This window comes from Candidatus Amarolinea aalborgensis, from assembly GCF_900491745.1.
GTDB classification, from domain to species: Bacteria; Chloroflexota; Anaerolineae; order SSC4; family Amarolineaceae; genus Amarolinea; species Amarolinea aalborgensis.
This window is the reverse complement of sequence record NZ_UETR01000004.1, coordinates 379186-398346: the sequence shown is the minus strand read 5'-3', so window position 1 is coordinate 398346 and position 19161 is coordinate 379186. Positions and strand designations below refer to the sequence as shown.

The following is a 19161-nucleotide window of genomic DNA, read 5'->3' as shown; positions in this document are numbered from 1 at the left end:
GCGCGCCAGCGCGGCGGTAGCCGCAGCCGCCTGGACGGCCGATGGCAATTACAGCGCGGTGCGCGATATCGTATGGGGTCGGGCTGACACCCTGGTCTGGCTTGATTATGCACTGAATGTCATCTTGTGGCGCCTGGTAGGCCGCACCGTGCGCCGCGTGGCCTTGCGCGAAGAACTGTGGAGCGGCAATCGCGAAACATTGGCCGCACAACTAAGTCGAGATTCGATGATCCTCTGGGCCTTGCGCACCTACCAACGGCGACGGCGCGAGACGCCGCTGCTCGTTGAGCAGCCTGCTTACCGCCACCTCACCGTGATTCACCTGCGTTCGCCGCGCGAGGCGCAGCGTTGGCTGGCGGCGCGTCAACCGCTGGACCTGACGCAGGGAGAGGCGTAGGCCATAGGCGCCTGGTCGAGGCGGCCGGCGCCCGATTCAGTCAGCAGCCGTCCTCTGCGCCGCTGCTTCATGAGCTCCGCCGTCTGTGCTTGCCTGGGTTGGAAGGCGGAAGGTAAACGACGTGCCTTGACCTGGTGTGGACTGGAAGCCAATCTGTCCGCCAGCCTGCTCGACGATCTGCTTGCAGATGGCCAGGCCCAGGCCAGTGCCCTGGCGCGTCAACGCTTTTGCGTTGTCCGCGCGGTAGAACTCGCCAAAGATGTGCGGTTGCGACTCTAGCGGGATGCCGATGCCGGTATCTGTCACTTCACCCACCAGGTTCCCATCGTCGCGCTGCAGACTGACATGCACATGGCCCCCGGGCGGCGTGTATTTGATGGCGTTGCTGATCAAATTCATCCATAGGCTCTTCAACTGGTCTGGATTGGCGCGCAGCGGCGGCAGATCAGCGCCAATTTGCGTCTCCATGGCAACCTGGGCGCTCTGCATCTGCGCGCGTAACGAGTCCAAGACTCCGCCCAGGACTTCTTCGACCTTGAGGGTTTCGATGCGGCTGCGCGCGCGCTCGCGCACGCGTCCCAGTTCCAACAGGTCGGCAATGAGAGCCAACTGCTCCATGGCGCGAGTTTCAGCGCGTTCCAAAATCGCGCGCTGCTGCTCGGCCGGCACATAGCCCTCCAAAATCAGCTTGAGATAACTCTGGATGGCGGCCACGGGCGCGCGCAGCTCGTGCGTCACCAACAACGTAAACTGAGTGCGGGCGGCCTCGGCTTGTTCCAGGCGCACATTCAATTCGGTCAGTTCCTGCGCGTGCGTTTCTAGCGCCTGGTTGGCATGGCTCAACTGGGTGTTGAGCAGCGTCAGTTGGTCGCGCTGCGCCTTGCACTCGGCGTTGGCCTGGCGCAGCTGCCTGTTCAAATCCTTCATGCGCTCGGAGCGGGCCACGTAGCGCTGATTGCTCTGACGCAGCTCGCGATCTCGCTGGCGCAGGTGCTGCACAATACTCGATGTGAAGAAGGCTTCGAAGAAAGCGGTGGAAACCAGGCCAAACACCTTGGCGATCAGAAACGTATCGCGTTGGTGAAAGCCCTCGTCAATCAGACCTGTCAGGTGAAAATGGGGGAGCACGCCAAAGTATTCACCGGCGGTGAGGCCAGCATAGAGCAGGCTGCAGAAGCCCGCAAACCAGAAGGCCTCGCCTTGGGTCAGCAGCGCGCTGGCCAGGCCCACCAGAATCAGATAATAGAGATAAAAAGGGTTCTCGGCGCCGCCGGCCAGGTGAAGCAGCCACGTCACGCACAGCATGTCCATGCCAATCTGCAGTTTGACCAACCACGTCGCCTGGCGAATCTCCTGGTCGCTCTGCGTGGCGCGGAGCACATACCGCCGGTAGCCCCAGATCAAGAGGTTATAGAAGGCGAGGGTTCCCACGGCCACCAGCAGCCCGCCGATGGGCAGGACGCCAGGCAAGCGCAGACTGCTGATCGCGATGATCAGCAGCGTCGAGCCTACGGCGATCCACCGCAGCCGCACCAGCCAATCAATACGATCGCCCAATTCTTGGCGAAACGACGTAAACAGCGTCGTGACCCGTGAGATTGACACGACAATTCCTCCTGCCAAAGCCGGGGGTTACTGTGGTACGTCGAAATAACGATTGATCGCTGCCAACGCGTTTTGCAGACTCGCCTCGGCAATGATACAGGTTACGGTTGAAATGGAAGTGCTGATGGCCTCGATGTTGATGCCGGCTTGCGCCAAGGCCCGAAACATGGTTGCGGCAATGCCAGGGCGCTCACGGAAATCAGGACCAAAAATGGCGATACTGGCGGCGCGGCTGTCGTGGACGATGCTGCGCGCCCGCACGTCGCGGGTGGCCTCTTCCACCACGCGCAGGGCCTCAGGCAGTTCATCGCGCTGAATACAGAGCACGAAATGATCCTGCTGGTTCAGATCAATGCACTGAATGATGAAATCTACATTGATCCGAGCATCACCCAGGGCGCCCAGAATTGCAGCCGCCACGCCTGGCCGGTCTGGCAAGCCAATGACACTGATGCGAGCGAGGGTTTGGTTCTTGAGAATGCCGCCGATACGCGTTTTTGCATTCATGCTGGCCTCATTTGTTAGGCTGGTGTCAACACAGCAGTGAGCAATTGATTCACCTTGTCGCGCAGCTCGCGTGGGTTCACCGGCTTGGATAAGAAAGCATCAATATGAATATAATCGGACATCGGGAACAGGGCTGCGTAATCGGTGTTGGCAATGGATGTCACCATGATAATCGGCACGTGGCGCAAATCGGGGTCATCGCCCATGCGTTGGCTCATGGTCAGGCCATCGAGGACGGTTGACATGATCACATCGAGGATCACCAGGTCAGGCTGCTCTCGCACCACCTGGCGCATTCCATCGGCGCTGCTGCTGGCGCTTACCACCTGATGTCCATCCACGGATAGCACCGTACGCATCACTTCCACAAAATCGGGATCGTCATCTACCACCAGAATTTTGCTCATGCGGTCTTCCTCCCTCGGTCTTTCCTTCTCGGTAGTTTTCTCTTCTTGCCTCAATGGGCACGCATATGGGCGCGAAACTCGTCTGGAAATTGCTGCAGCAGCGAATGGACGGGGTTCGCCATCCCGGTCCCCATCGGGCAAAACGTAATGCCGTTGATGCCTTGCGCCAGGCGCTGCAGATTCTCCAGGTCAGTCGGCGACGCGGCTGATGATGTGAAACGGGTGAGAGACTCTAGCAGACGATAGCCGCCAATGCGGCACGGCACGCATCCACTGCACGACTCATGAGCGAAAAAAGCCACGGTGCGCCGCGCCACTTCGACCATGTCCGTGGTGTCATCCATTACGATGATGCCGCCAGTGCCAAGTTGGGTGCCAATGGCTTCCAAGCCCTCGAAAGACATGGGCACATCGAGGTGCTGCGGCAGCACCAGGTTGGTGGAAACGCCGCCGGGAATGATGGCCTTGATCGTATGTCCGTGGCGGACTCCGCCAGCGTATTCGTCAATGATCGTACGCAGCGGCGTACCCAACGGCAGCTCATAAATGCCTGGCCGATTCACATGCCCACTAATGCAGAAGATCTTGGGGCCGCTGCTCTTCTCTGTGCCAATGCTGGCGTACCATTCGGCGCCATTTAGGATGATATGCGGCACATTGACCAGAGTTTCCACATTCTGAACCACCGTGGGCTGACCCCACAAGCCAACCTGCACCGGATAGGGGGGCTTCAAGCGCGGCTCACCGCGTTTGCCCTCCAAAGATTCAAGCATGGCCGTCTCTTCGCCGCAGATGTAAGCGCCCGCGCCGCGGTGCACAGAAATGTCCAGGCTAAAACCGCTGTTCAAGATGTTTTTGCCGAGCAAGCCATACTGATAGGCATCGGCGATCGCCTTGATCCAGCGTTTGATGCCCAGGAAAAACTCGCCCCGAATATAGACAAAGGCGCGCTGCGCCCGAATGGCATAGGCAGCAATGATAACACCTTCAATAATTTGATGAGGGTCGCGTTCAACAATGGCGCGATCCTTGAAGGTGCCTGGTTCTCCTTCGTCCGTATTCACCGCGAGATAGCGAACAATGTCATCGCCTTTTGGTACGAAACTCCACTTCAGCCCGGTGGGAAAACCGGCGCCCCCACGCCCGCGCAGGCGCGAACGTTTCACGAGGTCAATGACTTCGTCGGGTTTCATGGTCAACGCCTTACGCACCGCCTGGTAGCCGCCATGATCAAAGTAGGTGGTGATTTTTTCTGAGTTTGGCAGATGAATGTTACGCGTCAGAATCGGTTGCCACATGCCAGCACTCCCTTCTGTTGCCGTGTCTGTTCGGCTGCGGCATCAACTCTCGTTCAACCGATCAAGCAGTGCATCGAGGCTGTTCGGCGTCAGATTCTCAACCAGTTCATCATTGACGCGCAGAGCTGGCGCCGTGCCACATGAGGCTAAGCATTGCACCCGTTCCAGCGCAATCCGGCCATCAGGCGTGGTTTCGCCCGGGCGGATACCCAACTTACGGCCAATGTAGTCTGCAACACGATCTGCGCCGTCGCGCAAGTAACACGAGAGGCCATCGCACACCTGGATCACGAAGCGGCCGCTCGGTTGCGTGCGAAACAGGCTGTAGAACGAAGCCGTGGAATAGACGTGCCCCACAGGCAAATCAAGGCGACCAGCCACCTCTTCGATGGCCGCTGGCGTCAGATAGCCATGCCGCTCCTGGGCCAGGTACAGCGCCGTCAGGAGCATAGATTGACGTACAGGATCGCTCAGTCGAGCGCCATGCCTGGCAACGTCGGACCGATGAACGGCGGCCGTTGCTGACGACAACGCCGCCGCTGCAGCAGAATCTTGCGTAGTTGGCGCCATACAATCACCTCATCACTACTTCGCAGTCCCGTCAGTCGCGGGTCTCCGTTGCGCCCCAGTTTACGATGCCGGCGCGCGATGAACGTCAACGAGTCGTTGCTTGAGTAAACGCTCAACATTGGCCAATATAACAGCGGGTTGGATGGGCTTCGTCAGGAAGGCGTCAATCGCGTCGGCGGGCACATCGGACAACAGGGCATGCGCCGGTTCGCGCAAAACAGCCGACACGAGGATTAATGGAACGGGGTCTAAACGCGAATCTTGGCGAATCTCCTGCACCAAACTCAGACCCTGGAAGGCGTAAGACATCATGGCATCCAGGATGATGAGATCAGGCTGTTCGCTTTGCAGCAGCGCGGCGCCATCACGCGCGTTGCTAGCGCAGCGTACGCGGTAGCCGTGCGACTCCAGAATTATGCGCAGGTATTCCCGAAAATCGCTGTCGTCATCAATGACGAGAATGTGTGGAGACGCGATCATGGTCTCCTCGCTATCCTTGTGCCATCATTACTTGAGCAACTCGTCAACCTTGCGCAGGAGTTCGCTCGGATTGACCGGTTTGCTGACCCATGCGTCCATGTGCACGCGCTCTTCGAGCGGAAACAAGCCCGCATGGGGAGTCTCAGCAATCGAAGAAACCATGATGATGGGCAAGTAGCGCAGTTCAGGATCGGCCGCCAGTTTTTCGCTGACCATGTAGCCGTCAAGGACCGTTGACATCATGATGTCCAAAATCATCAAGTCCGGCTGCGCCGCAGTCACTTGCTGCAAGGCCTGCGCGCCATTGGCCGCCGTAATGACGGCATAGCCGCGGCTGGTCAAGATCGTGCGCATGATCTCAACGAAGTCGGGGTCGTCATCCACAATCAAAATGGTCGCCGACGCCATTGTCGCCTCCAATCACAAACAGATCAGCCTTCATCTGGGCCGCTTCTGGTGATCGCCCAGAGATCTGACGTTTGGTCGAACGTCTATTCAGTTTACCACGCCCGAACCTTCCGCCATATGACTTGCATCATAGGCTGACTTTGTTCCATCTGGTACAATCGAACGTGAGCAGGTAGTCCTGCACATCTCCCACTTCCATCGTCGGGCAATGGCGCCCGGGGGGGCACAGATTCGGAGGGTGAGGGATGTTGGGGTCTCCAGGAGCACGGGTCTTGGAGGCCCTTTTTTTGTTGCCCGCGGCGCGATCGGGTTGACACGGGTTATCATTTAAGGTATGATTCGCTGCATGGACGCACAAACGCCCGCCTTTACTGCATGAGGAAACAATCATGACGTTAGCCGCTCAAACTGTTACGCGACCGCGCACCAGGTCACGCCAGGCGCAAACGCAACCTGCCGGTGAATGGCCGCGCGATATTCTGGAAGCGTTTAGCCGCCATCCTGGCCCCTATGCCCTGAATGATGTCACGGCTATTCTGGGCGAGGAGCCGGTCGAGCTCTTGAATGGCTGGCTGGTGAGGCAGGAAATGACCGACCTATTCGAACGACGCGTGGTGAGCAATCTGCAGAGCGCCCTCGACCTGGCTGCACGCGAAGCTGGCTTTGGTCAGGTATTGGGCGATCAAACAGAGTGCTTGTTGTCCAACGGCAGTGTCGTAAAACCAGACATCGCCCTCGTTTCCTATCAACGCCTGGCCGCGGCCGTCCCGATGGGTCCGCTGCTGCGCCCTACAATGATCGGTAGTCCCGAACTGGTGGTTGAGGTCCGATCTCCGTCGAATCGCCGCACGCAAGAGGAGTTCAAGCGCTCGCTCTACTTCACCAACGGTACGAAAATTGTCTGGGATGTTGACGATCGGCGGCAGCAGATTTGGGTCTATCGCGCCGAACATCCAGACAGACCCACCCACCTCAAGCTGCATGACACACTCGATTGTGAACCCTTGATCCCTGGCTGGCGTCGGCAAATGGCAGACCTCTTTGCGGACCGTGTCTCGGCCAAAGCCCTGGCCGGTGAGGTCGCCGTCAAATGGACCGCCGAAGGCAAGGCCCAAGGCATCGCCGAAGGCAAGGCCCAGGGCATCGCCGAAGGAGAAAGCCGCGCGCTGCGTTCTCTCATACCCACCCTGGCGCGCTTACGCTTTGGCGCGAATCTGCCCGCGGACTTTTCAGCCAGACTGGAAACCTTGCAACACCACCAACTGCTGCACCTTCAGGCGAGCATTGAGACCAGCACGACTTTCACAGAATGGCTGGCCGCGGCCGAACAACCAGTAATCAGCCCAGAAAAGTTATCCGAATAACCTGATGATGATGACCAAACGTGAACGCCTGGCCGCGACCATTGCCGGTCAATCGGTGGATCGGCCGCCCGTGGCCCTCTGGCGCCATTTTCCTGGAGACGACCAGGACGCCAATGATCTGGCAGCCGCGCATATTCAGTTTCAACAAACTTTTGACTTTGACTTTCTCAAAGTGACGCCGCCCAGCACCTACATGGTGGATGATTACGGGGTGAAAACGGTCTGGCGCGGCCATGAGGAAGGCACGCGCGACTACGTCAGTTTCCCGTTAGCGCAGGCGCAGGATCTGGCTGCGCTGGCGCCGCGCAACGTGATGGCTGGAAGCTACGCAACCGCGCATCAGGCGCTGCGTCAAATCTGCGCGGCGCTAGATCCCGACGTGACGGTATTACAGACAATCTTCAGCCCGTTGTCGCAGTTGAAGAAGCTGGTCGGTCCGCGTTTCTTTCCCCTGCTGCGATTATCTCCACAAGCTGTGCAGGCCGCGCTCGAAACGCTGACGGTCAACAGCATGCGCCACATCCAGAGCCTGGTGGAAATCGGCGTTACCGGTATTTTCTACGCCATTCAGCACGCGTCCGCGCACCAGATGAGCCGGCAAGAATATGCAACGTTAGGGCGACCGTTCGACCTGCGCATCCTGCGCGCAGTCCCCGCAGGATGGTTCAATGTCCTGCATCTCCACGGCAGCGATGTCTATTTCGATGACGTAGCCGATTATCCGGTGCAGGCCATCAACTGGCACGACCGAGAAACCTGGCCCGATCTGAGCGCGGCGCTGACCCGTTTCCCAGGCGCGCTTATCGGGGGCGTGCGCCAGTGGGAAACGTTGGCGCGCGGAACGCCGGCCCAAATCGAGGCTGAAGCGCTCGATGCCTACACCCAGACTGGCGGCCAGCGCTTCATCCTGGGCACAGGCTGCGTGACGCCAATCACCACCCCCCTTGCCAATCTACGCGCGCTGCGCCGCGCGGTCGAGTCCATGCCGCAGAAAGAGCAGGAATCGCGCGGCGATGCATGACGGCGCCTATCGTTTCTGCCCACGCTGCGGACAGCCGCTGTCGTCGGCGCTGCTCTTTGGCCGTGAGCGGGCGCGCTGCACCGCCTGCGGCTTCATCCATTTTCAGAATCCCAAAGTCGCCGTTGCTGTCCTTGTCACCGACGGGCCGACCGTACTGCTCGTGAAGCGGGCCGTCGCGCCGCAAATCGGATTCTGGTCCCTGCCGGCCGGCTTCGTGGACTTCGATGAATTGCCGGCCGCCGCCGCGGGTCGCGAGGTGGAGGAAGAAACCGGCGTGTGCATCGAGATCACCGATTTGCTTGAGATCTTCCCCATGCCGCAGGGGGGCGGCATCGTCGTCACCTACGCCGCGCGGCCGCTGAGCAATGGCGTCCCGCGACCAGGCGATGACGTGAGCGACGCAGGCTGGTTTGCGCCGGATGCCATTCCCGCCGATCTTGCTTTTGAGAGCACCCGTACCATGTTGACGCGCTGGCAAACGACGCTGTGACGATCGTTGCAAACCCGGAGTCAACCCACGAAAGCCAATTGGGACATCGCGGACGCCGGATCAGCCTCCAATTTAGACTTCACCCATACGTTGAGCGCGACAACCATGCACCGCAACCGCCCCCCAGTTTAGTCAGAGGACATTGACGATGCGACTTGCCTATTTCGATTGCTTCGCTGGCATCAGCGGCGATATGACCCTCGGCGCGCTGCTCGATACCGGGCTGCCCCTGGCTGATTTACAACGGGCGCTGAATGGACTCAGGCTGAGCGGGTGGCGTCTCAACGTGAGCCGCGTGACCAAGCAAGGGATCGCTGGCACCCAAGTCAAGGTGGAGGTTGATGAGTCGTCCGATTTGCCGCACCGTCATCTCGACGACATTCTGAATCTACTGGCGGGTAGTGATTTGGAGGAGACGATACGCCAGCGCGCAGCCGCGGTTTTCAAACGCCTGGCCGTTGCCGAGGCGGCCGTGCATGGCACCGACATCTCCCATGTGCACTTCCATGAGGTGGGTGCGATAGATAGCATCGTGGACATCGTGGGCGCCGTGGCCGGCTTGCATCTGCTCGGGATAGAACGCATCGTGGCGTCGCCGCTGCCGTTGGGGCATGGTTTTGTCTCGGCGGCGCATGGGCTGCTGCCTGTGCCCGCGCCGGCCGTGCTGCGTCTCCTGGCTGAGCGCAACTTCCCTGTGCGTGATCGTGACGTGGCCGGCGAATTGGTCACGCCGACCGGCGCCGCCCTGTTGGCTGAGTTGGCAGATAGCGTTGGCGCGTTTCCGCCGATGACCCTGCACGCTACTGGTTTTGGCGCCGGGCAGCGCGACATGCCCTATCCTAACCTCTTGCGGCTGGTGCTTGGCGAGTCCAACGAAGCTCCAACGGCTGCAGCCGGACCGGCAGCGGCTTACCAGGTGGAACGTTTGCAGCTCTTGGAGACGAACATTGACGACATGAACCCCGAAATTCTAGGCTACGTCAGCCAACGCCTGTTCGAAGCAGGCGCGCTCGATGTGTGGCTGACGCCGATTTACATGAAAAAGGGACGACCCGCCACGCTCCTCAGTGTGCTGAGTCAGCTCGACCGGGCCGACCGACTGATCGAGCTCATTCTCCTGGAAACGACCAGCCTGGGCGTGCGCCGCCAAGAGGTCGAGCGCCTCTGCCTGCCGCGCGCGATGGAACAGGTGGAAACGCCGTGGGGGCCGGTGCGCGTCAAGGTGGCGCATCTGCCAGACGGTCAACGCAAGGCCGCGCCCGAGTACGAGGATTGTCGGGCGCTGGCGCTGGCGCATGGCGTACCGCTGCGCGAGGTGTACGAGGCTGCGCGGCGCGCGTAAACGCGCCTCACAGACTGCTCAACAGATTCGGAAAGACGCTTGCCGCCACCAGGATGACCGTCAGCAACACCAAGACGATCACCATTCCCCAACTAATCGCATTGGCCAGACGACCGTTGACAAAACGCCCCATCAAGCGCCGATCGTTGACCAGGCGCAGCATGACGATCAAAACGAACGGCAGGAGTACGCCGTTGAGCGTTTGACTGGCAAGCATGGCCTGGATCAAGGACTTGATCGGCAACAGGATGATTGCCGCGCCAACGACAATCAACGCTGTGTAAATGATGAAGAAGATCGGAGCCTCGCGCCAGTTGCGACTGATGCCTGCCTCCCAGCCAAAGGCCTCGCACACCACGTATGCGGTTGAAAGCGGCAAAATGGCAGCCGAAAAGACGGAGGCGTTGAGCAGACCCAGGGCAAAAAGCGCAGAAGCATACGTACCGGCCAACGGCCTGAGCGCAATGGCAGCATCTTGCGCGGTTTCAATGAGTTGGCCATTGGCAAAAAGCGTCGCTGCGCATGCGATGGTGATGAACGCGGCCACTACCACGGCGAAGAGCGATCCAATAATCACATCGAGGCGTTCGTAGGCCATATCGCTCACCTTCAGTCCCTTGTCAATGATAGAGGACTGCTGGTAGAACTGCATCCAGGGCGCGATGGTCGTGCCGATGATGGTGACGAAGATCGTGACATAGCCGGCGTCGAAATGAAAACTGGGCGTGATGCTGGCGATGGCAACGGCGTTCCAGTCTGGCCGCGCCAGGAAGCCGGATGCCACATACGCCAGGTAGAGTGCACTGGCCAGCAAAAAGATGCGTTCGACTGACCGGTAGTTGGCTTTGACGATCAACAACCAGACAACGACGGCCGTCAAGGGTACGGAGATATATTTGTTGATCCCAAAGATCTCCAGGCTGGCGGCCACCCCAGCAAACTCGCTGACCGTGTTCGCCAGGTTGGCGAAGACAAGCACTGTCAGGATAAGCGCCGTGGCCCGGATGCCCATGCTCTCCCGAATCAGGTCGGCCAGGCCTTTGCCCGTGACAATCCCCAAGCGTGCGCTCATCTCCTGGATGATGATCAACGCCAGCGCTACCAACGGCATCATCCACAGCAGAGAATAGCCGTAATGGGCGCCGGCGACGGAATAGGTCGTAATGCCGCCCGCATCGTTGTCCACGTTGGCCGTGATGATGCCCGGCCCCACCACGGCCAACAAGAGCGCAAGACGGACGCGTAAAGGCCGAAATCGTTGCGAAAAGGTCATGATAAGCCCTCTCCGGCGGCGGTAGACGCCGCGCCTCTTCGTGAAGTCTGATGTTTAGCGATACATACGCGGCAGGCGTTTCTTCCACGCGGTCGGAATGATCTTGTCCAACGCATCGTCCGCGGTCACAATACCGTGCAGCCGCCCTTCCTCATCTATCACGGGCAGGGCCAGAAAGTTATACTTGGAAACCGCCTGCGCGACGTCCTCTTGCTTGTCCAACAGATTCACGGTAATCAAGCGACCCAGCATAAATTCCTTGACCGGGGTTTGCGGTTTGGCCAATACCAAATCCTGCAAGGAAAAAACGCCCAGCAAGCGGTTCTGTGGATCCGTGACGTAGATATAGAAGAAATTCTCAGCCTCCTGCGCCGTGGCTCGCAAATGGGCAATGGCCTGGCCGGCCGTCAGGTGGGGAGGCACGGTCACGTACTCGGTGGTCATAATACCGCCAGCGGAATCCTCAGGATAGGCAAGCAGCTTACGCACCTGGCGCGCGTCCGCATCCTCCATCAGGTTGAGGATTTCCTCGCTGCGATCCTCCGGCAGTTCGGCCAGCAGGTCAGCCGCTTCGTCAGGCGACATCTCCTCAAGTACGTCTGCCACGCGCTCTGAGGTCATCGTCTCCACAAGGCTGGCCTGGAACTCGGGCTCCACCTCTTCCAGGGTCTCCGCCACGGTTTCAACATCCAGGGCTTCCAAGAACTGCTGGCTCTCGTGGCGGCTCAGATCGCTGATGATTTCGGCGATGTCGGCCGGGTGGAGATCGGTCAGCCTGTCGCTGGGCACTTTCAGGCGCATGGGTCCGTTACCCGGCAGCAGTTCCACCCCTTCCCAACCGATCGTGCCGGGCGGCAGCTTGCGCCCTAAGCGGTCCGCGACGCGTTGGGCCACGCGAGCCACGCCCAAGCGGCGCAAAACCCCCAGACCGCCGATGTCTACGTTACTGACATAAAAATGTCCGTTCAAGCGCGCCAGTTCCAGATCATTCACACGTACAACCCGCACGCCGTTCGTATCAATGATTTGCTTGTCCAACACATCCCGAATCAAATAGAGGTCATCATCGGTTGGCTTGAGCGGCACAATATCCTGCAAACGTTTGTTGAGTGGAATGGCCGGCGCCAAGAAAACCGCGATGTCTTCGTAGGGCACCACCAGCGTCCCGGCGGCGCGCTTGACCACGATCGCGCGAATGACAGGACGCACCATCCCTTGCTGCAGGGTGGCGATGACATCCTGCAAGAGACCGATTCGTTCGCCTTCCACATCGGCCACAGGCCGTCCTTGCAGTTCACTCACGTAAGGCATGGGCACCTCCCGCGGCATGACGAATCAATGATGTCTTGGGGCAATCAGTTGAGAGAGATGACGCCGACTCTTCCGCGCGCCTGCGGAAGACCCGGCGCAGGTGCAGGGTCAGAGCAAGGCGAGGTGTGCGAAAGATGCGGCGGCGCCATCAGTCCGGCAGCTGCCATGATTTTCTCGGCATTGAACGGGAGCGAGCAACTGCCGAGGATTGCTCTGTTTAGCAGGCTGTGAATCAGAATTCATTGTAATTACCGAAGCGTTCGGGGGTGACGAAAGCGTCTGTAGCTCCTTGTAAAACGAGTTTGGCGCACGTACATTCGTGATAATTGTAACACGATTCAGGGCCAACATCAAACAACACGCCCCGCCGCGACAAGCGGCCACAGAACGACGACTCACCATCATCGCGATGACAGCGCCAGGCTGGGCCCGGCGCTGTCATCGGTCTGTCAAACCCTACTGCGCGGCGACATTGAACACACCGCCATCGCTGCGTCCCCACACGTCAGGGAAGTACATTTCGTAGCCGGTCGCTGGGAGCGTCATGAAGCGCCCTGGCAAACTGGCTCGCATTTGATAGCTATACGTGTAGGTGCCGCGTGGCAGGTAGGTGGCAAAGAGCGCCACCTTCTCATCGCGCAGTTCGCTGTGATTGGGCAGCCAGAAGTACCAGCCATCGCTGCTCTCCTGCGGCTGCAGCTCGGGCCCTTGCGCACTCTGCCGTGTCGTCTTCAGGCTGGTGTCCACCGCCTCCGCGCCGGCCGGGAGCGGATCCTCGATCACCGCGTAGTGCAGATCACTAGGCACAACCAGCGTCAGCTTCACATTGATCACATCGCCTACCTTGGCCGCGGTGATGACCGGGCAGGTTTCGCCGGCCTTCTGCCCGCAGTTTTCCAGGCTGTACTCACGATGGATCGAGAGCCCACGATCGCGCGCTTGCAGCTGCTCCACGGGCAGGAAGTAGCGCAGATACGCGGAGTAGTAGAGGCGCCCTTCGCCTGTCTGCGTCCCGGTGGTGTAACGCTCGAAAGCCAATGCATTCGCGCGGTCGTTGAACATCTCAGTGACCTCTTTGCGCAGCGTCACCGTTTGATCCACCGTCTGCGGGCTAACCGCGCCTTCGGCCAGCGATTGACCGTTGAACGCCACGCGGTAGGAGTAGTTGCCCTTCAATTCGCCGCTCGCCACCATCCAATCGGTCAGGGCCAGGATGGACCAAACGGTCTCCTGGGTCGTTTCCCACGCGCCAGTCTTGCGCACGGTCATCAACCAGCGCACCACGTTGGGGCCAACGGCATCTTCAGGCCGCAGCCGGGCAAACGCGGACAGGATGATGGCCGTGCTGCGAATGTCGGTGTTCATCGTCCAGTAGTCCACATTTTTTTCCTGCCAGTGCGCCCCAGCCGCGCTCTCGATGGCCGCGCCGCGCAGATCGTCCAGCAGGGTTCCGGCCAGCGTGCGCAAGCTGGTTGTAACAGCCACCGTCGGCTCAGGAACAGATGTCGCGGTAGGCGCCGGCGTGTCGGTCGGCGCATCGGGATTCTGCGCGGCCGGCGTTGGCTGCGCCGTAGGCACAGTCACGGTGATGGTCGTGGTGAACAGCGGCGATGGTGTCGGCGGCGCGCCCCCGGTTTGCGTGGCGTCCAGCGTGCTGAGCGCCAGGGCCAGGTAAGCCTTGCCGTAATTGGCCAGGCGTTCGCGCGCATCGAACAGCGCCACGCTGCGGCCCACCGATCCCCGCCCGCCCTCGGCCAGGACGTAGAGCAAGAAGGCCTGCTGATTCGTCTCATAACCCGCCAGGTCCTTCGTTGCCTTGAGTTGACGTTCCACAAAACGCAGGCCGCGGTCCAACACCCTGCTATCCACGGCGATGCCGGCCTGGCGCGCCTGCACGAGGCCAAAGACCACATAGCCGCTCACAAACGGGTTGCTCTCCTCGGCCGACCACCAGCCCCAACCGCCGTCTATGTTCTGACGATTGTAGAGACGCTGCAAGCCGACGGCCACCTGCGAGGGCAGCGTGTTCGCCAGATCGGGCCGGTCAATGCCGAGCTGCTTGAGCGCACGGTAGGTCATCACGTTGGGCAGGAAACGGCTCAGTGTCTGCTCGGTGCACTCATACGGGTAGTGCTCCAGGTAGTTCAGCCCGCTCTGCATACCAGCGGCCAGCGACGGCTCCAGCGTGAGCAGCAGTTCGCCTTGATCCTTGATCGCGTTCGGCGGCAGCATCACCGTTTCCAGGCGGCCAACGCCCTGGTCCACTTGACCCGAAGTGCCAACCACTTCCGGCGTGGTGTAGCGATAGACCGGCAGCTTGATTTGCACCGCATCGTTCAGTTTGGCGGCCAGGGCCGTGAACTTGATCGAGACCTCATCGCCTGGCTGCACCGTCACCGGCCAACGCACCTTGACCACGCCTTGCGCTGGCACATCCACGGTTTGCTGCGGGGCGGCGCCTAACTCCAGCCCCTGCGCCGACAGACTGACATCCGCCTTCTGCGCTTCATCGGTGTTGTTGGTGACAATAGCCGCAATCTCGGCTTGATCGCCAGCTACGAAGAAACGCGGCAGCACCGGGCGCACGAGCAGCGGCCGCGAGACCTGCACATCGGCCAGGGCCTCGCCGACGGCTGTGTCAGCCGTCACGGCCTTGGCCACCATGCGCCAGGTCGTCAGGTTATCCGGCAAGCGCACGCTGACTGTAGCCTTGCCATCGGCGCCCGTCATCACATCCGCGCGCCAGAGCGCAATATCCGGGAACTCTGAGCGCACGAGCATCAGCCCTACGTCGCCGCCGCCGCCGCCGCCTTTGGTGCCGCGCGCTTGCTGCAAGTTGATGCGGTCAATGTTCAGCACCAGGGTGGCTGCAGTCATCACGCCTAGCCCGCGCTGGCGGTAGAACGCATCGAGCAGGGGCGGCGCTAACGGATCAGCCAGGGCCAACACGGCCTTGTCAACCAGGGCCAACGACACCTCCGCTTGCACTGGTTTGCTCAGATAATCCATCGCCTGCAGCGTGAAGCTGACCGTGTCGCGCGGGCCGAGATTGGCAGCACTGGGCGTGATGGTCAACTTGATCTGCTGCTGCTCCGTGGAAACGGGAATCAGCCGGGAATAGCCCAGCCGGAACTGCGGCAAGTCCTCGGACGCGTCCTGCCCCTGAACCAGCATTGCCGAGACGAATATGTTGGGCGCGAAGATTGGCTCAATCGGCACTTCGACTGTTGTGCTGTTCGAAGTGAGCTTGAGCAGTTGATGCGTGTAGGTGCGGCCGCGCTCCACCGTAAGCAGCGCGGTGACCTCGCCCTGGAAAGGCGACGGCACCAGCACGCGCGCGACGTCGCCTGGCTTATAACTCTGCTTGTCCAGGATCAGTTCCAGGCGGTCGTTGTTCTCTCGCCGCCAGCTCACATACTCGTTCGGGCTGCCGCTGACCCACAGGAAAGCCGCGCTGCGAATCGGTCGGCCGTGCGCGTCCACCGATGCCGCACGCACCAGGTACTGCCCGCCTTGCGCTGGCTTCCACGACGTCACTGCCTTACCGTCGGGGCCGGTCGTAACCGTCGTTGTGAATACCGGCGTCTCTTTGACTTTGCTGGCCCAGAAGAAGCGGCCGCTGTCATCGCGCTCCTGCACGTTGAACCACTCGGCCTTGGCCACGGTGATGGTCAGCGGTATGCTGGGCGCCGGCTGGCTCTCTGGGTCAACCGTAATCAAGTTGATATCCATCGTCTTGCCAGCCAGGCCAACATAGTCTGCAGGCATCACGCCCACATAGAAGTCAGCCAGGTGCACCACCACGTTCGTGGAACCAGAGACCTCCTGGTTGTTCAAGTCCATCAGGCTGACTTCGAAGGTGAAGCGTTGACTCTGCTTGGCCTTGGGGTTCTGGGCCGGCACGCTGATCACGAAGCGCCCCTGCGCATCCGTCTTCCCAGTCCCTTCCGCGATACGCTCACCGTAAGGGCCGTTGGTTTGTAGACGTTCCCAGGTGGTGATGTCGCTGAAGCTGTAGTTGCCTTCGCCCTTGTAATCAAAGGTGGCATCGGTGCTGAAGAGCGTCCAGCGCACATTGGCATCTTTGACTGCGCCGCCAAAGAAGTAGTTAGCCTGGGCTGTCACCGTAATGGCATCCCCCTGGCGATACTCTGGCTGCGCTGCGTTGACGGTCATCTCGTACTCAGGCTTGCGGTACTCCGCCACCTGGAAGGCTGTGCTGCTGGTGAAATCGGGGCTGAGTTGAGCATTCACATTATAGTAACCCAGCGTCGCCTCATCGGCCAGCTTCAGTTCGCCGTTGAAGGTGCCCAGCGGGTTGAGGTCCAGGGTGCGGCGGAAGACTTCGTTGCCAGTCTGGTCGGTGATGACGATCGGCACCTGTTTGAGATCAGGCAGGCGGTAACGGGCGTCATTGTCCAGGCGGATGATGCCCTTGAAGTAAACCGTCTGCCCTGGGCGGTAGATCGGCCGGTCTGTGTACAGGTAGGCCGTGTAGGGGGCCACATACGTCTCGCCGTACAGGCCATCCAGGCCAAAGTTCCAGAGATCAACGCCGTCAGTCCAGCGCGTGTTGACGACGCCGAAGTCATCCTGGCCGGGCTGACCCACAATTGCCAGCAGCGGGCGATAGACATCGCGCGTTTCCAGCGTGGTTGAATAAACGCCGTTCGCGTCGGTGACGCCGGATCGTTTGAGACCCTTTTCATCAATCAGACGCACCGGCGCACCAGCGACGGGTTGTCCGGTCTTCAGATCGGTCACCCAAACCAGGCTGTCGCGCGGCGACGACTTGATGAAGACGTTCTCACGCGAAATGGCGATGATCTGGCCGGGCGGTTCAGGGCTTTGCCCCTCGGCCGGCGGTTTGACGGGCGCCTCAGGCGATGACACGATCAGGTAGTAGAGGCCAGGTGCGAGAGGCTTGTTGCCGTCCAGCACCAGCGGCTCGAACCAGACCTGGGAGCGATTGCGTTCGGCAGGCGGACGCACGCGCCATTGGCGCAGCAAATCCTTCTTATCCATGCGCGCATTGCGCTGCGTTTCCCAACTGTTCTCACCGGTCAAGCGCAAGAACTGGGCCTCGCTCAGCTGGTACAACGCCAGATCCACATCAGTGACGTTGCGATGCAAGATGCTCGCCACCGTGCGTGTATAGGCGTTGTACGTGCCAATCGGCCCGGCCACATTCAACTGCACAAACGGGTTGAAATCGCCCGTGGTAAAAGTCAAGACAAAGTTGGAACCCAGCGTGTGGCCGTAGTTATCGCCCACCGTGCCTTTGAGCGTCACCGTGTAGGTGGTGCGAGCCTCCTGCGGCCAGGTGACGAACAAACGATTGTCATAGGAGTTGAAGTAGGTAACAACCTGGGTGGTCGTCAGGACAGGTGTAATCGTCAACGCGTTGGCAACCGTGGCCTCACTGATGGCGCCGGTGAAGTAAATCTGCACCGCGCCCACGGGGTTGAGATTCGTGGCGCCATTCAACGGTTCGGTCTTCAGAATGCCAGGCAGGGCGATCACCCGGTACGAGGCGGTGAACCCCGACCGCAGGCCGCCGACGCCGCCATAGGCCTTGGCATCAGTCGTAACCGTCAAGGTGTAGGCTGCGCCAAAGGTCAACGCGGCCTCCGGCTTGAAGTTCAGTTCGCGGCTGTCCTCGGTCCAGATGAATTTACCGGGCGCTGCGCCCTTGTCGCTGACCAGGCTAAAGGCTGTCTCCGTGCTGGCCTGATCCATCGGCTGGCTGAAGGTGACGGAGAAGGTTTGCGAAGGCAGGATCGCATTCGCGCTGGCTTCCGGCGTCACTCGCTGCACGATCGGATTGGTGGTAGTGAAGCTCCAGGCATACGGCTCAGCCAGGACCCCGCCCGTCGTATCGGTCAACGTGCTAGTCACGCTGACCGAGTACGTCGTGGCTGCCAGCAGCGGCAGCTCGGGCTTGAAGCTGTAGATGCTCGTGTTGATCCAACGCCCGCTGCCCTTAACCGCGGGCGTGAATGTCAGCGGCTGCGGCAGGTCCTTCTGCTGCTCTATGCTGGTCAGCGGCACGACAGGTCGGTTGAAGACCAGCGTGATGCCGGTGTCGGTGGTAATATCCTGCGCACCGTTCGTCGGGTTGGTGCTCGTCACTTCCAGGTAGCCTACGGTGACAAAGCGGAACTGCAGCGGCTGACTCATCGCCAAGCCCGCGCTGCTCTTCGCGCCCGCCAGCGTGATGTCATAACGCGTGGCGCGTGCCAGCGGCTTGCCCGGCTTCCAGACCAGCGTGTTGCCCATGACCTCGGTGGAACCAGGCGCCTCTGGCGCGATTTGGAACGATGTTTGCGTGGCCGCGGCGTCCATCGCCTGGTCGAAGACAATGCGCACCGGCGCATCAAGCGGCTGCTCTTCGCCGCGCTCGGGCTGCACGGCTACCACCGTGGGTGGCAAGGGGACTGCAGTCGGTTCTGGCGTGGCGACGTCGGGAGTCAGTTTCAACGGAAAAGGGCTGCCGATTGGCTGCGGCGTTGCGTCGCGCGGGTTGGGCGCGGGCGTCGGGGTCGGCTGCGCACACGCGCTGAGCAGCGGCCCCACGATCAACAAGACCAGGAAAAGAAGATTGACGAGTCGTGATTTTGGCATGTGTGTGAATCTCATCGTTTTTGCTCCTACCTTTAGAAGTAAGTTCTTCAGACACCCGATTTCT

The 19161-nt window shown here is 60.4% G+C and carries 15 protein-coding genes; 5 read left to right on the top strand and 10 right to left on the bottom strand.

Annotated features, from left to right (window positions below; genetic code table 11):
* Positions 1 to 397: P-loop NTPase family protein (locus ACPQ6D_RS08180; protein WP_423223818.1), on the top strand; the 397-nt coding region annotated here is incomplete at its 5' end.
* 36 nt (positions 398 to 433) lie between these two features.
* Here ACPQ6D_RS08180 and ACPQ6D_RS08175 read toward each other — a convergent pair.
* From ACPQ6D_RS08175 to ACPQ6D_RS08145, 7 genes are read right to left on the bottom strand one after another with little or no spacing between them, the layout of a single operon-like run.
* Complete coding sequence (locus tag ACPQ6D_RS08175) at positions 434 to 2002, bottom strand: sensor histidine kinase (RefSeq protein WP_423223817.1); 1569 nt, start codon at positions 2000 to 2002, stop codon at positions 434 to 436.
* Positions 2003 to 2029: 27 nt separating this feature from the next.
* On the bottom strand, positions 2030 to 2509 hold the full coding sequence (locus ACPQ6D_RS08170; protein WP_423223816.1) for an ACT domain-containing protein: 480 nt from the start codon (positions 2507 to 2509) through the stop codon (positions 2030 to 2032).
* Between the two features lie 14 nt (positions 2510 to 2523).
* Positions 2524 to 2916 carry a response regulator gene (locus tag ACPQ6D_RS08165; protein ID WP_423223815.1) on the bottom strand — a complete coding sequence of 131 codons (393 nt, stop codon included), beginning with the start codon at positions 2914 to 2916 and terminating at the stop codon, positions 2524 to 2526.
* A 50-nt stretch (positions 2917 to 2966) separates the two neighbouring features.
* On the bottom strand, positions 2967 to 4214 hold the full coding sequence (nuoF, locus tag ACPQ6D_RS08160) for an NADH-quinone oxidoreductase subunit NuoF (RefSeq protein WP_423223814.1): 1248 nt from the start codon (positions 4212 to 4214) through the stop codon (positions 2967 to 2969).
* 42 nt (positions 4215 to 4256) lie between these two features.
* On the bottom strand, positions 4257 to 4784 hold the full coding sequence (locus tag ACPQ6D_RS08155; RefSeq protein ID WP_423223813.1) for an NADH-quinone oxidoreductase subunit NuoE family protein: 528 nt from the start codon (positions 4782 to 4784) through the stop codon (positions 4257 to 4259).
* A 60-nt stretch (positions 4785 to 4844) separates the two neighbouring features.
* Positions 4845 to 5264, bottom strand: coding sequence for a response regulator (locus ACPQ6D_RS08150; protein ID WP_423223812.1), 420 nt, complete (start codon positions 5262 to 5264; stop codon positions 4845 to 4847).
* 27 nt (positions 5265 to 5291) lie between these two features.
* Positions 5292 to 5672 carry a response regulator gene (locus ACPQ6D_RS08145; protein ID WP_423223811.1) on the bottom strand — a complete coding sequence of 127 codons (381 nt, stop codon included), beginning with the start codon at positions 5670 to 5672 and terminating at the stop codon, positions 5292 to 5294.
* Between the two features lie 389 nt (positions 5673 to 6061).
* On the opposite strand from ACPQ6D_RS08145, the gene ACPQ6D_RS08140 reads away from it, so the two are divergent.
* The 4 genes from ACPQ6D_RS08140 (at position 6062) to larC (ending at position 9889) form a co-directional block, all read left to right on the top strand.
* The gene (locus ACPQ6D_RS08140; protein ID WP_423223810.1) at positions 6062 to 7036 is read left to right on the top strand and encodes a Uma2 family endonuclease; all 975 of its coding nucleotides are present in this window, start codon (positions 6062 to 6064) and stop codon (positions 7034 to 7036) included.
* 4 nt (positions 7037 to 7040) lie between these two features.
* Positions 7041 to 8057 carry a uroporphyrinogen decarboxylase family protein gene (locus ACPQ6D_RS08135; RefSeq protein WP_423223809.1) on the top strand — a complete coding sequence of 339 codons (1017 nt, stop codon included), beginning with the start codon at positions 7041 to 7043 and terminating at the stop codon, positions 8055 to 8057.
* Positions 8050 to 8547, top strand: coding sequence for an NUDIX hydrolase (locus ACPQ6D_RS08130; RefSeq protein ID WP_423223808.1), 498 nt, complete (start codon positions 8050 to 8052; stop codon positions 8545 to 8547). The genes ACPQ6D_RS08135 and ACPQ6D_RS08130 overlap by 8 nt, the downstream gene beginning before the upstream one ends.
* A gap of 148 nt (positions 8548 to 8695) precedes the next feature.
* On the top strand, positions 8696 to 9889 hold the full coding sequence (larC, locus tag ACPQ6D_RS08125) for a nickel pincer cofactor biosynthesis protein LarC (RefSeq protein WP_423223807.1): 1194 nt from the start codon (positions 8696 to 8698) through the stop codon (positions 9887 to 9889).
* Between the two features lie 7 nt (positions 9890 to 9896).
* On the opposite strand, the gene ACPQ6D_RS08120 is transcribed toward larC, so the two are convergent.
* The 3 genes from ACPQ6D_RS08120 to ACPQ6D_RS08110 all read right to left on the bottom strand — a co-directional run bounded on the left by ACPQ6D_RS08120 (position 9897) and on the right by ACPQ6D_RS08110 (position 19097).
* A complete protein-coding gene (locus ACPQ6D_RS08120; protein ID WP_423223806.1) occupies positions 9897 to 11162 on the bottom strand; it encodes an Nramp family divalent metal transporter in 1266 nt (421 codons plus the stop codon).
* 54 nt (positions 11163 to 11216) lie between these two features.
* Entirely contained in the window at positions 11217 to 12473 is a 1257-nt protein-coding gene (locus ACPQ6D_RS08115) for a magnesium transporter (RefSeq protein ID WP_423223805.1), read from the bottom strand.
* Positions 12474 to 12929: 456 nt separating this feature from the next.
* Complete coding sequence (locus tag ACPQ6D_RS08110; RefSeq protein WP_423223804.1) at positions 12930 to 19097, bottom strand: Ig-like domain-containing protein; 6168 nt, start codon at positions 19095 to 19097, stop codon at positions 12930 to 12932.
* Between the last annotated feature and the right edge of the window lie 64 nt (positions 19098 to 19161).